This is a genomic window from Methylorubrum podarium (genome assembly GCF_022179745.1).
GTDB lineage: Bacteria > Pseudomonadota > Alphaproteobacteria > Rhizobiales > Beijerinckiaceae > Methylobacterium > Methylobacterium podarium.
Genome location: NZ_BPRD01000367.1, coordinates 1 through 13,778 on the forward strand (window position 1 = coordinate 1; position 13,778 = coordinate 13,778).

Genomic DNA, 13,778 nt, shown 5'->3' on the forward strand with positions numbered 1-13,778 from the left:
GCGCGGATCGCGGACCTGCTCAGCGTCTCGGCCGCAGCGCGGACCCTGGGCCGGCCCAAGTCGTCGGTCAGCCGCTCGCTCGCGCGACTTGAGGCGGAACTCGGCTTGGCTTTGGTCGAGCGGTCGACGCGGCACCTTCGGCTGACCGATGCGGGCACCCTCCTGCTCCCGCATGCGCGCCGTATCATCACCGACGTTGAGGAGGCGGTGACGGCGATCGGCAATTATGCCGGATCGCCGCGCGGTACGTTGACGATCAACGTGCCCTTCACCTTCGCGGTCGGGCTGCTCGCGCCGATGCTGCCGGCCTTCCTGACGCGATATCCGGACGTCCGCGTCGTGCTCGATGTCGAGAACCGGTTGATCGACCTGCCGGTTGAGGCCGCCGATCTCGTCATCCGCATCGGGACGCTGCCCGACAGCGATCTCGTCGCACGCCATCTTGCCCGGATCGAGCTCTGGACCTGCGCCAGTCCGGCCTATCTCGCCGAACGCGGAGCGCCCTCGACGGTCGCGGACCTCTCGCGGCACGTGCTCCTGTCGGCCTTCGACCGCCTCATGACATGGTCGTACCGCCAGCCCGGCAGCCAAGTGGAACAGGTCGATGTCCGACCCGGGAACGTGGTGCCGGAACCGACCGCGATGCGCACCGTGCTGGTCGGCGGGGCCGGCATTGGTCGCCTGCCCGACTTCCTTGCCAGGGAGGCGGTTGCCACCGGCGCGCTGGTACGCTTGTTCCCGGAGGCTGCAGAGGACACGGTCGACGTGCACGCGCTGTATCCGAGCCACCGTAGCCTGTCGTCCAAGGTGCGCGTCTTCATCGACGCGCTGATCGGACACCTTGCCGTGATTAGGGCGCAGGATGCATCGGATGTGCCGGCCCGTGCCGAATAGGCTTCAGGCGGCTCGCCTATCCTGCCCTGAGTTCCCGGACTGTTGAACTCGGAGAAAGCATCGTTCCCGACGATATACGGCCTCCCCGGCCCCTGCGTCGTCGCTGGGTCCATTGCTTATTTCCATGGCCACTTTTGCTGAAGCTCGGCCTCGTCGTTCTGCTGCTCGGCGTGTCCCAGCGGGCTCTCGTCACGACAGCTGCCGCGGCCGGGATGGCCGGGGAGAGATGCCGTTCGCGCCTGATTGCCGCATCCTGCCATCCTTCGCGTTCCGTCTCGCGATCGGCGCTGTCAGAGGCTGGGCCTCGGCGAGGCAACTCGCGTGACGCGAGTATGGTGCTCCGGCCGGTGTTGCGGGAGCGGTTGCCCGTTACCCCGGCGGACGCGGCCAATTCGGTGGGTGCGGATCGGGCGCATGGTCGGAGCAGGCGAGGGCCGCGCCGCAGAGCGACAGCATGGCGCGCAGATCCTCCACGCAGGCATCCGCCTCCGCGAGCGTGAGCAGCCCGCCGCGCCAGTAGGCGGTACCGGACTTCGCCATGGCGACAACCGCGAACCGACCGTCCGGACAATCGACGATTCTGCATTTCACCGGACGCGTCATCACCTCGACCGTGCAATTGTTCAAGACGCTCCCAAACGCAGCCGCGGAATGGATCGATCCTCCGAGTCCGCGAGTTAGATGTTCACTGTACGGCGGAGCGGACTGGTTCAGACGCGCCTCTGCCGCTCGCCTCGGACAAAGGACGTGGGTTATCGACATGTTGATTGCAGGCGGCCTCGGACCGGTTCGCTCGGACCGCAGTGGAAAGGCAGGCGCTGCCAAACTGCCCCTGGCCGTTCAGAAGCATCTCGGTGCGCAGTTGCAGACGTCCTATCTCGATATCGTCGCCACGGACTCACCGCAGCACCTGCTCGATCTCAGTCGGGCCTTGGAAGGGACGCTCGCGTTCCTGGCCAGCGAGCGCAACAAGGCTTTTCGCGAGGGACTCAAGGCGGCGCTCCCCGCCCTGCACGTCTTCGCCCAGTCACTCGCGGGAAGCCCAGCACGGGCCGATGACCTCGTGCAGGAGACGGTCCTGAAAGCGTGGGCCAATCAGGATCGGTTCGTTCCGGGCACCAATCTGAAGGCGTGGCTGTTCACCATCCTCCGCAATTACTTCTACACCGAGCGGCGCAAGCACAGGCGTGAAGTGGAGGACGTGGACGGCGCCATGGCGGGCCGGCTGGTCGCCCTGGCGGCGCAGGAGCACGGATCGGACCTTCAGGTCGTCATGTCTCACATCGCGCAACTGCCTGCCCCCCAGCGCGATGCGCTGCTTCTCGTCGGTGCGCAGGGCCTGACTTACGAGGCGGCCGCGGAGGTCATGGGCTGTCAGACCGGCACGGTGAAGAGCCGAGTGAGTCGTGCCCGCTCCTACTTGGTCGAGCGGCTGGGCGCGCCATCCACCAAGTCGACGGTTTGAGCCGCTTTTTGAATTGAAATGATTTGTGACAGGCTCGGCAGCGATACAGATCTGCCGCAAGCACCCGATGAGATCGTCCGCAATCCGAGGTGACGCCGGGCATATTGCATATCAATGCTGGCCAAGCTTCGTGATAGAGCGGCTGGATACAGTGAAGTTCATAGCTTGAACTGCATGAAGCTGCGACGCATGACAGGGCGGTCTTTTTGCCGTCAGCCCTCGCTCCTCATTCATGCTCATGCCTCGCCGCGCGTCGTATCGGATTATCGAACGCCCTGATGGCCGGTTCGACATTGCCGTGACCTTGGCTGGGGGAGCCGCGCATTTCCGAGAAGGCTTGGCGAGTCTGACGGAGGTGGAAAACGCTCTGGCGATGCTCCGCGATTTGATGACGGCCTGCGGTGCCGTCCTTGTCGAGGCGGAGGCTCTCAGCCTCGCTGCGGAATAGGGGTCGACGGCAACGTCCCGCGCTGCTCAGGGCAGGAGCCGAGCCCCTCACCGCAACAGGGTTCAGTCGCCGAAAAGGATCTCGAAGGTCAGCGGATCGTAGAAGCGCATCAGGCTTTTCACGAAATCTTTCGCATCGACCCCGAGGGCCTCGGCCCAGATTCGGTACCGGTCCGGGGGGACACGGCCGCGCCCGGTCTCCAGTTGCGAGATGAAGGTGTAATATTCCGCGCCGACCTGCGCGGCCAGCTGCCTCTGCGAGAGGCCGCGCTTCTCTCGAAGTTCCTTCAGAAAACGGCCACCTTCACGGCGCAGTTCCTGCACCTCCTCAGAGCCGAGACGTTGCTGGTGGACATACAAATGGAAGGCTCCCGCCAGCGCTCGAAGGCGACAGCGCCGAATGGTACAGTAATCCCTATATGTCGCTCCACGAGCCGACGTCCAGTTCTCGGCGCGCCTGATTTTCGGCAGGCTCGGCGCCGCTTCTTGGAATACAATAAGCCTGCGCTAAGATTCATGGGTCGGCACGCGATGATGCGGACCGGGGAAGCAGACGGTATGCGGCGGCACGGGTCACATTTTACTGAGGGCGGGTCTCCGGCAGCGGTTTCGGTCCTTCCGGAGCCGATTCGGCAATGGGCGGAATCTGCTTGGCACCCGCAGGCGGGTTGCCTGGACGCAGGAATCGGCACAGGCGTACCGGCGCGCCCGGAGGTGCCATGAGCGACCCTGTGGCCGGGTCCGTCCTGAAGGATGGACTGCGCTCGATCCGTCCCGTTCTGATGACGGTGTTCGTCTTCGCCTTCTTCACGAACCTGCTCCTGTTCGCCGGCCCGCTCTACATGCTGCAGGTCTACGACCGCGTCCTTCTGAGCCGGAACGAGGCGACGCTGTTCGGGATCACGGCGATCGCAGCCTTCGCGCTCGCGGTCTATGCCGCCCTCGAGATGCTGCGTTCGCGCCTGCTGGTGCGGGGCGGGATGATCTTCGATCGGAAGGTCGCCGAACCGGTCTTCGAGATCGTGCACAGGGCCGCGTTGCTCAAGCCGCGAGCCGGGCACGAAGCGGCCCTGCGCGACGTCGACGTCCTGCGCGAGTTCCTCACGGGCGGTGCGATTCTGGCGTTCTGCGATCTGCCCTGGGCCTCGCTGTTCCTGATCGCATGCTTCATCCTCCATCCGTGGTTCGGCTGGATGGCGTTGCTCGGGGGCGGCACGCTCCTGGGACTGACGCTGCTCACCGATCTCACGACCCGGCGGCCCCTCGACGTTGCGAGCCAGGTTGCCCGAGAGGCGGGCGAGCAGGCCCGCGCGTCGGTCCGAGGGAGCGAAGTCCTGCGAGCCATGGGCATGCTCGGCGCAATGCGCTCTCGATGGCGTCGGCGTCACGATGAGGCGATCCTGCTGCAGGCCCGGGCGAGCGACCGCGCCGGCCTCATCGCCGCGGCGACGAAGTTCACGCGCATGTTTTTGCAGACGATGGTCCTCGGTGTCGGCGCCTATCTCGCCATCCATGGCGAGATCTCGGCCGGCTCGATGATCGCGGCCTCGATCATCATGGGCCGGACGCTGGCGCCCATCGAGGCGGTGGTCGGACATTGGAAGAGTTTCACGGCGGCCCGGAGCAGCCACGCCCGGCTGACGGATATCGTGGCACGCATCGGTCTCGAGCCGCAGCGCGTGATGCTGCCGCGCCCGCGCGGTCGGATCGAGACCGAGAACGTGGTCGTCGCGGCCCCGGGCTCGTCGAGGACCATCCTTCACGACGTCAGCGTGCGGCTGGAGCCCGGCAGCGTTGTCGGGATCATCGGTCCGAGCGCGGCTGGAAAATCGACCCTGGTCCGCGCGATCACCGGCGTCTGGCCCCTCGTCTCCGGCGCGGTGCGCATCGACGGAGCCGACCTCCGGCATTGGGATCCTCAGGCGCTCGGGCGGCATCTCGGATACCTGCCGCAGGATGTCGAATTGTTCGATGGCACGGTGGCGCAGAACATCGCGCGCTTCGACGTCCAGGACGACGCCGCGGTCGTCGCGGTCGCGCAGCGCGCGGGCTGCCACGATCTGATCCAGACTCTTCCCGACGGCTACAACACCCGGATCGGCCCGGGCGGGCACGGTCTCTCCGGCGGCCAGCGGCAGCGCATCGCCCTGGCGCGCGCGATGTACGGGGATCCGAGCTTGGTCGTCCTCGACGAGCCGAATGCCAGCCTCGACCAGGCCGGCGAGGCCGCGCTGATGCGGGCGGTGGCGGACCTGCGAGAGCGCGGGACGACCGTCGTCATCGTCACGCACAAGGTGAGCCTGCTGGCAGGCGCCGACCTGATCGTGATGCTGGATGGCGGAACGCTGCACGCCTCAGGCCCGGCGGACCAGATCCTCGCCCAGGTCTCCGGACCCCGCCCGGTTCCGGCGCTGGTCGCGACCGGTGGCCGGCCCATGCCCGAGAACGAGAGGGTGCCCGAAGTCCAGCGCAGCGCGGGCTGAGCCATGAACACGCCTTCCGCCCCGATTCCGATCCCGTCGCCCGCCCCTCCCTCGCCGTCACCGGGTCGGATCAGCGAGGACAGCGCCGTCTCTCCGATCGCGTGGCAGCGCTACGCGATCGCCGGCTACGCGCTCATCGTGGCAGCCTTCGGTATCGCCGGTGCCTGGGCGGCCACGGTGCGCCTGGATCGCGCCGTCATCAGCACCGGCGTCATCGTCGCGGAGAGCAGCCGCAAGGTCGTCCAGCATTTCGAAGGCGGCATGGTCCAGGCCGTGCTGGTGCGGGATGGACAGACGGTCCGCGCGGGTGATGTCCTCCTGCGGATCGATCCGGTTCAGTCCCAGGCGAGCGCGGACCTGTTCCGAAATCAGCTCGACGCCGCTCTCGTCCTCGAGGCGCGGCTGCGGGCGGAGCAGGCGCAGTCCGACGACCTGCACTTACCCGCCGACATCGCCGCGCGGCGCGACGAGCCCACCCTCGCGCGCATGATCGGCGATCAGGCTGGGCAGTTGGTGGAACGGAGGACCACGCTCAAGGGGCAACTCGCCCTCATCGAGGCCAAAGTCACCCAGCTGAGGACGGAGATCTCCGGCCTTGCCGTCGAGAAATCCTCGGTCGAGCAGCAAGTCGGCTTCATCCGGCAGGAGCTGGAGGGCCTGCGCAGCCTGCACGAGCGCAATCTGATCCCCCTGTCGCGCCTTCTCGTGATGGAGCGCGAGCGCACGCGGCTGGAAGGGGTGATCGGGCGCTCGGTGGCCGAGAGGGCCAAGGCCGAGAACGCCATCAGCGAGGCCGGGCTGCAGATCACCCAATTGAAGCAGAAGCTTCAGGAGACGGTCACAGGCCAGCTTCTCGAAACGCGTCAGAGAATCGGCGAGCTCCGCGAAAAGCTTGTCGTCGCCCAGGACGTGTTCAGGCGTCACGAGGTCCGCGCCTCCCACGACGGCGTCATCCAGGCGCTCAAGGTCGTCGCGACCGGCCAGGTCGTCCGCTCGGGCGAGCCGCTGATGGAGATTGTCCCGACCGCCGACCGGCTCGTGGTCAGCGTGCAATTCTCGCCCAACGACCTCGAAGCCGTCCATGCCGGCATGCGGGCGGAGATCAAGTTTCCGACCTTCCAGGCGCGCCGGACGCCCGCGGCCTTCGGAACGCTCACGGTGGTGTCGCGGGACCGTCTGGTCGACGAGGGCACGAAGCAGGCCTACTTCGCCGGCACCGTCGAGATCGACGAACACCAGCTTCCGGCCGATGTCAGACACCGTCTCCTCGCGGGCTTGCCGGCCGAGGTGGTGGTCTCGGCCGGGGAGCGCACGGCCTTGGAGTATCTGTTCGCGCCCTTCTTCGACGCGATGGGACGCGCCTTTCATGAACGCTAGCGCCGCGCGCGGTCACGCTGCCATGGAAGGCGACGCGATCCGCCGGGGGACGCAACGAGCCGATACGGTGAGAGGACGATGAGCACAGTCATTCCCTTCTTCCGTCCGGCGTCGGCGCGACAAGGCAACTGGTCGCAGCAGGAGCTGGCCGAATTCTACCGCGTCGAGGCAGCCCTCCTCCGGGCCGGGTTCAGCATCGCGAGCGAGCACGGTCTCAGCGACGAGGGGGAGCCGTGGTTCGTCTTCTGCCGGCCGGACGGCGATGCGATCATCCACTTCGCCAAAATCGACGGCAGCTATCTCATCGCCTCGGAGGCTCTGGACCGACCCGTGCGCGGGACGGATTTCCGAACCCTGATCGACCAGATCGCGCGCTTGCATCCGCATCTGCTCCCGATTCCGGCGACGGGGACGGGGACCACGCTCGTGGTTCATCCGGCCGCGCTGCTCGCGGCTCTGGTGGCTGCGGCCGCCTTGAGCCTGTCGTCCGAGGACGCCCATGCGGGGCCGCTCCTGCCGGGCGGCGAAGGCGTGTCGGCGCCGCCCGCCTCCGACGGAGGCGGGCCCGCACAGGGCCAGCCGCAGCCGAAGGCCACCGGCGGGTCCGGCGATCGGGACATCGATCGCAAGCAGCTCGAAGCGATCATCCTCTCGGCGATGATCTTCGCAGCCGAGGCGATGGCGGTCGATCACCGCGCCGTGAGCGCAGAGCTGAATCTCGACTTCGCGGACGGGGCGGGCAACGCTTCGAGCCCGACGCCGCAGGGTGATACGACGCTGGCGCCGGGTACCGCGCTCGGCTACGGCCGCGGGGGCGTCTCGGTCCAGCCGGCCGTTCTGACGGCGCAAGGAAGCGGCGCGAATCCCGACGCTCGTCCTCAGTCCGCTTCCGACACGATTGCGGTGTCGAGCCGGGTCGATCCGGTTCCGGTGGCGCGGACCGAATTCGCGAGCGAAGCATTGAAGTCCCCAGCCTCGCAGAACCAGCCGCTGGCGCCGGGATTTGGCAGCGATGTCACGCTGACCGGCACATCGGCCGAGGCGTCCGCTGCCAAATCCGGCGGTCACCAAGCGTCGACTTCGGGGCGCAGCGAGAGCGCGGCGCCCGCATCGGACGAGTCGGGGCCGGCCTCGATCGCCGAGCCCGACTCCCACGCCCGTCCTGCACATGCCGCATCGTCTGATCCTGCCAATGCCGGAAGCGGACCTGCCCGGCCGGCCTGGGTCAATGACCTGCCTCAGATCGTGACGAGCCGGATGCCGTCCCCCGAAGCGTCGCATGAGGCCGATGATCGGGGCCACGGCCGACCCGCGGAGGCTGCGCTGGGGAGCAGCCCGATGGTCGATCTGACGGGTCCTGGCAGGGGGCATGTCGAGGACGTGGGCCGGGATCGAGGATCTCCGGCCGAGGCTGGCGCCGAAACCCATCCGACTGGGGAGCAGGCCGTCCCCGCTCGCAGTGAGGCCGGCGTCGATCAAGGCCGCGGCGTCCCGGCCGAGACAGCCGCCGGAAGCAGCTCGCAGGTCCAGCATCACGCCGATAGTGGCAGGCAAGCCATCAGCGCTGCGGCGGTCCAGCGCCCGCAGGCTGAAGCCGCGATCGGAAGTAATCCGCAGGCCGAGCCAGTCCGCCCCGGTCAAGGCTTCGTCGATACCACCGGTCAGGATCGCGGCTCTCCGGCGGTGGCGGCCGGCGGCCACGGCCCGAACGCCGAGCAGCTTGGCCCCGGTCAGGGCCAAGCCGGCGACCGAGGTCAGGATCAAGGCGCGCCGGCTGCGGCCTCCCATGAAATGCGGGTCGAGCAGACGAGCCCCCTCGACGGCCCCGTGAACACCGTCGGTCCGGACCGACCTCCATCGCCCGTGGGGGCGAGCGGGAACAACCCGCAGACCGCGTCGACCGGCGGTGGCAATGGCCACGCCATCCCTGTTGCCCGGAACGGAGAGGCGTCGGCTCACGCCGAAGCCGGGAGTAACCCGACGGTCGAGCAGACCGGCCGCGGCAGCGACCACGCGCGCGGTGTTGCTCAGCAAGAAACCTCGCCGGTTCAGGCCGACGCCGGGAATTCGCCACCGGTCGAGGAGGCCGGCCGCGGCAGTGGCCACGCCCGTGTCGTGGCTCGGGAGTGGGCCCCGCAGGCCGAGGCTGCGGCGGGAAACAACCCGCGGACCGTGCAGGCCGACCCGAGTGACGGCCATACCGCCGTCTCTGGCCAGGGAAGCGCACGGGCCGAGTCCGTGATCGGCGATCGTCCCGAGATTCAACAGGCCGGTCGCGCCAGCGGCCAGGAGAATGCCAACGACCAAGGTTCGTGGCGGCCGACCGAGGCGGCTTCTCGAAACGATCCGCCGTTCGAGGCGACCGGCGGCAACGACGGCCAGGGTCACGGCAGCAGCTCGCAGGCCGAGGCTGCCGCGCACCGTGAGCTGGGTTCGAGCGCGGCTATCGCAGGCCACTTTCGGGCCCCGAACGATGCCAATGAGCGGGGATCAACCGTTCGGACCGAGACCGTTCTTCCCGGGACGGAGCAGCAGGCCGATCGCGGCAATGGCCGCAGCCCGGCCCCTGCCGAGCGGAGCGCCCAGCAAGCGCCCGAAGCGTATGGTCCCGGCGCGACCGACACCGCTCCAGGTCACGGTAATCCAGACATTCGGGGCGATGCGCGATCCGACGCGGCCCCGACCACGAAGGCCCATGCGCCACCTGATCTCGATTCCACTGCCCACGGATCGAACAAGCTCAGCGCGATCGAACTGTCGGGCGACGCGCGCGGACCGACCAATGGTCCGGCTCAGGATCCGACATCGTCACCCTCCGAACACCCCCGGGGCAATTCGATCGGGCATGACTCCGATCACGCCCCGACCGCGGCAGTCTCGGAACTGACGAACGGGGACATGTCCGGCACGAAGGAGCACGGATCCTCGCCGAGCGACGTCGCCGTGACGTCGCCGTCGACCGTCCATGCCGGCGGCACCGGGTCTCAAGCGTGGCTTGCGCAGGAAGGGTCGGCGCCGCACGGGCAAAGTGCCGATGGGGAGCCTGCCATTCCCGCGTCGGCTGCCCGTGACCCAGTTTCACAGGATCGGGGAAGCGATCGGGCAGAAGCGGAAAACCCCCTTCGACACGCAGCTTCACCGGCGTCGGACGCTCAGTTTGCGTCGCCGAAGGGTGAGCACGCCGAAGCCGGTCCTGATGGGTCGCATGACGGCGCGGGACCCGTCGTCGATCGCGCGATCCCAGCGGCGGACCCGCAGGCGATGGTTCACGGTGTGGACGAGAATGGCCTGCCCGACCCGTCCGGTGGTCCGAACCGGACGTCGCCATCCGCATCGATTTCGCAGGACGAGACCGCATCGGCCCATTTCGATCGCGGGCAGGTCGATGACGCCCCTTCGGTCAGCGGCCGCGGCGACCGGGAGGCGCCCGGCCAAGCGGCCCATCCGGTCAAGACCGAGCCGCCGACCGAGCCGCCTGTACAGGTTGAAGCCGGTCTGGCGGACGGGCTTTCACCGAGCGGCCAATCCGGCTCCGAGGCGTCCCACGGGGCGTCTCATGGCGCGTCCGGTGAAACGAAGCCGGGCCGACCGAGCCCCCCGCCCGCGGCGATCGACGCGGATGGCAATCTCGTGTTCCACACGGACGCCCATCAGGATCCGGTGCCATCGGCTCTTCCGCACGGGCCGGATGAGGCAACGACCCATCACGCGGTCGGCCTGATCGGGGTCTCGGATCAGGCGCATCCAGTCCACGACATGTACCACCACACCTAGGGCCATATCCGGCCTGATCGCTTCAAGCCGGCATCTCCAACCGCTTGTCTTGATGCGGGTCTTGCGGACGCACTGACCGCCACTCCCTCGGATCGCGTTCGGGAGAGTCCGCCGATGCGCTTCGCCCGCGGCCCCGCTCAGCCGAGGCCGAGGCTTCGACGGAGCAGGCCACCGACGGTCGGTGCGAACCGGGCGGCGCGGGCGATGGTGTCGCGCGGCGTCGAGTAGAGGGCCACGACCAGAGCCCGGTACTGCTCCGGCGACGGATCGAGCGAGAGGCCGGCGGGATCCGAGACTGCGTCGATCGCGCCGATGCCTGGAAGGTGCAGGACGAGCGGCACACCCGGTGCGGAGACCGGCTCGCACGCGTCCGCGAGCGTCGCCCGGCCGGGCGAGAGGGACGCGATGCGGCAGGCACGGGTGGTCCCGCCGGCGTCAATTCGGGCATCTGCGTCGTAGCGGAACGCGAGATCGACGCGTGGGTGCTCGAAGCAGACGAGGAAGCAAATGAAGGTCAGCACCATCGCCACCCCGGCCCAGACGAGGTTGAAATAGTCGATATCCGAGATCTCGGCCGGTGCGGTCGGAGCGATGAAGGCCCAGACGATGCTGAACGCGGAGAGCAGGGAGAGGCCGCCGAAGGCCGAAGCCATGCGCCAGCGGACCCGCATCTGGGAGCGGTCACCGCCCTTCTCCGTGACCTTGAACGGTCGGCCGAAGGGGCGGACGGCCGCTTGGATCAGTGTCATGGTGACGGCGAGCGCGCTGATCGCGTGGGTCACCTCCATGAAGATCGGTAGGGTGCGCGAGCGCGAGACCCAGCCGCTATAGGCCCACAGAGCGAAAAGCGGGGGCGCACCGTATCGCAGGAAGGAGAGCACGTCGGCCTCGAAGGCTGGCAGGCCGGCAAGCCAGTACACTGCTGGGGCCAGCAGCGAACCGGGCTCGACGCTGTCGCCGGCAGCGACCGGGATCGCCCCGATATCGCCCGCGATCGGGTCCGTGAGCAGGGTGCTACCGCGACACCCTCGTGCGCGACAACAGCATCGTGATCGATCCGGATAGCTACGAGATCGTGGACGTGATCCAGGGCTGAGCCCAGTCAGAGCCGCGGGCGGAACTGAACGGTCCCGCCCGCGGAGCAGCGGCGCGGTCATTCGGGGTCGACTCGCCGTCGTCCGTGACGACGTCGTCGGCTCGGTCGGGGCGTTGCATGACCGGCGCACCCTTGACCGGGCGAGCGGCAACGGGGGCGATCGAGTTCTGGGCCGGGCCGAAGGGCATCACGGCCGCCCCGGAGACGACCGGCCCCGCCATGCTCCGCAGATCTAAGGGCTGGCGCGAGTCCTGGGCGCAAGGCCAAGGAAGGTTCCTTTAGGGTATATCTTAGGGTCCGGACACCCGCGACAAAACGTTCTTCGAATGCAGACCGTTCCGAACGAGCAAGCAGGTCGCTCAAAGGGTTCGCGTACGTCACTTTTTCGTCGCTCGTACATTCCGTTTCCTGCGTCAACAGACGCGGCGGAACGGTTTATGTCGTCAGAACGTCTCTCGTGACCTGTCCTTGCGCCATGCGGCGCATCGGTTCGAGAGCATGCTCGCCACCAGCCACCTCGCCCTCATCAACGTCTTCACCGGCGACATCCAAGGAGGCCTTGGCCCGTTCCTGGGCACCTGGCTCGCTCAGACTGGAGGCTGGTCGCCTGCGCGTGTCGGGTTCGTCACGACACTGGTAGGGGTCGGCGCCCTGTTCCTGAGCGGGCCTGCCGGAGCCGTTGTCGACCGGATCGGGCGGCCCCGCTTGCTCATCGCCGCCGCCTGTGCGGCCATCCTCGCGGGCACGTTGCTCATCCTGCCGGCCAAGTCCTTCCCGGCCGTGTTCCCCGCCCAAATGGTAGCCGCCGCCGGCGGTGTGCTGCTGTTGCCCGCTATCACCGAACTCACCCTCGGCATCGTCGGCAAGGACCGCTTTCCTAAGCAACAGGGCCGTAATCAAGCCTACAACCATCTCGGTATCCTGATCGCGGCCGGCCTGATCAGTTTCGGGACCGCTTATTTCGGGGCGGCCGTGGCCTTTTGGGTGCTCGGCGCCATGGCGGTGCTGGCCATCGTTGCGGCGCTGACGACGCCGGGCCACTGCTACAACGGGCGCCGCGCCGTCGGCTGGAAGGAAGACGACCCAGACGACAAGCCGGAGCGCGCGACGACCCGCAGCGTGCTCTCGAACCGCAAGCTGATGGTGCTGGCGGTGGCGCTCGCCCTGTTCAACCTCGGCAACGGTGGGATGTTGACCCTGCTCGGCCAGAAACTCGTCGCCGCCGGAAGCGACGCAACGGCCTGGACTGCCCGCTACGTCATGGTGGCGCAGTTGGTGATGATTCCGGTGGCGCTATTTGCGGGCTCGCTCGCCGACAAGCGCGGTCGTCGCAAGCTCCTATTGGTCGCACTGGCGGTGCTGCCCGTGCGCGCAGCCCTGTCCGCCTTCATCGACGACCCAGTCTGGCTGATCTCGGCCGAGATCCTCGATGGAGTGGCTTCCGGCATCGTCGGCGTGGCCGTACCGGTGGTGGTGGCCGACCTCACCTGGGGCTCAGGCCGAACCCAGACGGCGCTCGGCACTGTCAACGCGGTACAGGGCATCGGCGGCGCGCTCTCGGCCTGGTACGGCGGCCTAGCCCAATCCGTTCTCGGCTGGAGTGGCTCGTTCCTGGCGCTCGGGGCACCTGCCCTGATCGCGCTCGCCCTCGTCATCTGGCTTGATGCAACCTCGGAGCCCGGTCGTCGAACCCGGCGGCGTGAGCGCCTAGCCGCCAGCCTGAAGCCCGCCTGACGCCTCGGGTGAATGCCGGTGCATCATCGAACGCCACTCTGGCCCGCACGCCGAGCGTCGGATGGAACTCGCGCCTCAACGCTAGCCATGCGTCGCATGCATTGCTCTCCTGGAGAACGATTTCCGTGCTTTGACCGTTGCAGACCCCTCCCATGCCTCTGGCCGCCCAGCGAGCGGCCGGTGCGAAAGGAGAAGGAGTATGGCGTCCCTGCTGGACTACGAACACGGCGATCGCCGGACGGCAGAGTTCCACTGCGGCTTCACACGTGGAGCACGGGCTCAGTTCGACGTGGCAAGCGGCCATCGCTCCGCGGATCACGCGAGCGGGCTGCGAGATTGGCTGATCCGGTCGGTGCGGGACTGGACGGCCAGACCCGGCGAGGCCGAGGAGCCGCCACCCCCCTCATGGCTGCTACCGTCATGACAGCGTCCCCGCAGAAACAGGATGACCTTGCGACCGACGAAGGCCGGCACGCCTCCGAGGCGGCGGGCCGGCCTTCGTCGGTCG

General features: G+C 68.0%; 9 protein-coding genes and 1 pseudogene. 6 read left to right on the forward strand and 4 right to left on the reverse strand.

What is annotated here, in order from left to right; all coding sequences use genetic code 11:
• Positions 1–894, forward strand: an 894-nt coding sequence (locus tag MFF42_RS17910) for a LysR family transcriptional regulator (RefSeq protein ID WP_238256962.1), incomplete at its 5' end; no start/stop codon positions are given.
• A 369-nt stretch (positions 895–1,263) separates the two neighbouring features.
• Here MFF42_RS17910 and MFF42_RS17915 read toward each other — a convergent pair.
• Positions 1,264–1,434, reverse strand: coding sequence for a hypothetical protein (locus tag MFF42_RS17915; protein WP_238256963.1), 171 nt, complete (start codon positions 1,432–1,434; stop codon positions 1,264–1,266).
• Positions 1,435–1,654: 220 nt separating this feature from the next.
• On the opposite strand from MFF42_RS17915, the gene MFF42_RS17920 reads away from it, so the two are divergent.
• Positions 1,655–2,359 carry a sigma-70 family RNA polymerase sigma factor gene (locus tag MFF42_RS17920; RefSeq protein ID WP_238256964.1) on the forward strand — a complete coding sequence of 235 codons (705 nt, stop codon included), beginning with the start codon at positions 1,655–1,657 and terminating at the stop codon, positions 2,357–2,359.
• Positions 2,360–2,869: 510 nt separating this feature from the next.
• Here MFF42_RS17920 and MFF42_RS17925 read toward each other — a convergent pair.
• Complete coding sequence (locus MFF42_RS17925) at positions 2,870–3,166, reverse strand: helix-turn-helix domain-containing protein (protein WP_141952928.1); 297 nt, start codon at positions 3,164–3,166, stop codon at positions 2,870–2,872.
• 359 nt (positions 3,167–3,525) lie between these two features.
• On the opposite strand from MFF42_RS17925, the gene MFF42_RS17930 reads away from it, so the two are divergent.
• From MFF42_RS17930 to MFF42_RS17940, 3 genes are all read left to right on the forward strand, one after another.
• Positions 3,526–5,289: a type I secretion system permease/ATPase gene (locus MFF42_RS17930; protein WP_238256965.1), complete on the forward strand. Its 1,764-nt coding sequence runs from the start codon at positions 3,526–3,528 to the stop codon at positions 5,287–5,289.
• Between the two features lie 3 nt (positions 5,290–5,292).
• The gene (locus MFF42_RS17935) at positions 5,293–6,666 is read left to right on the forward strand and encodes an HlyD family type I secretion periplasmic adaptor subunit (RefSeq protein ID WP_238256966.1); all 1,374 of its coding nucleotides are present in this window, start codon (positions 5,293–5,295) and stop codon (positions 6,664–6,666) included.
• 78 nt (positions 6,667–6,744) lie between these two features.
• Complete coding sequence (locus MFF42_RS17940) at positions 6,745–10,440, forward strand: hypothetical protein (RefSeq protein WP_238256967.1); 3,696 nt, start codon at positions 6,745–6,747, stop codon at positions 10,438–10,440.
• Between the two features lie 137 nt (positions 10,441–10,577).
• Here MFF42_RS17940 and MFF42_RS17945 read toward each other — a convergent pair.
• Positions 10,578–11,375: pseudogene (locus MFF42_RS17945) on the reverse strand (cellulose synthase); the annotation flags it as partial.
• Positions 11,376–12,034: 659 nt separating this feature from the next.
• On the opposite strand from MFF42_RS17945, the gene MFF42_RS17950 reads away from it, so the two are divergent.
• Entirely contained in the window at positions 12,035–13,270 is a 1,236-nt protein-coding gene (locus MFF42_RS17950) for an MFS transporter (protein WP_238256969.1), read from the forward strand.
• Positions 13,271–13,585: 315 nt separating this feature from the next.
• Here MFF42_RS17950 and MFF42_RS17955 read toward each other — a convergent pair.
• On the reverse strand, positions 13,586–13,778 hold a 193-nt coding region (locus MFF42_RS17955), incomplete at its 5' end, for a hypothetical protein (RefSeq protein ID WP_238256970.1).

Coding starts and splice junctions, on each gene's coding strand:
- MFF42_RS17915 (WP_238256963.1), bottom strand. CDS start 1,434: ATGGCGAAGTCCGGTACCGCCTACTGGCGCGGCGGGCTGCTCACGCTC.
- MFF42_RS17920 (WP_238256964.1), top strand. CDS start 1,655: ATGTTGATTGCAGGCGGCCTCGGACCGGTTCGCTCGGACCGCAGTGGA.
- MFF42_RS17930 (WP_238256965.1), top strand. CDS start 3,526: ATGAGCGACCCTGTGGCCGGGTCCGTCCTGAAGGATGGACTGCGCTCG.
- MFF42_RS17935 (WP_238256966.1), top strand. CDS start 5,293: ATGAACACGCCTTCCGCCCCGATTCCGATCCCGTCGCCCGCCCCTCCC.
- MFF42_RS17940 (WP_238256967.1), top strand. CDS start 6,745: ATGAGCACAGTCATTCCCTTCTTCCGTCCGGCGTCGGCGCGACAAGGC.
- MFF42_RS17950 (WP_238256969.1), top strand. CDS start 12,035: ATGCTCGCCACCAGCCACCTCGCCCTCATCAACGTCTTCACCGGCGAC.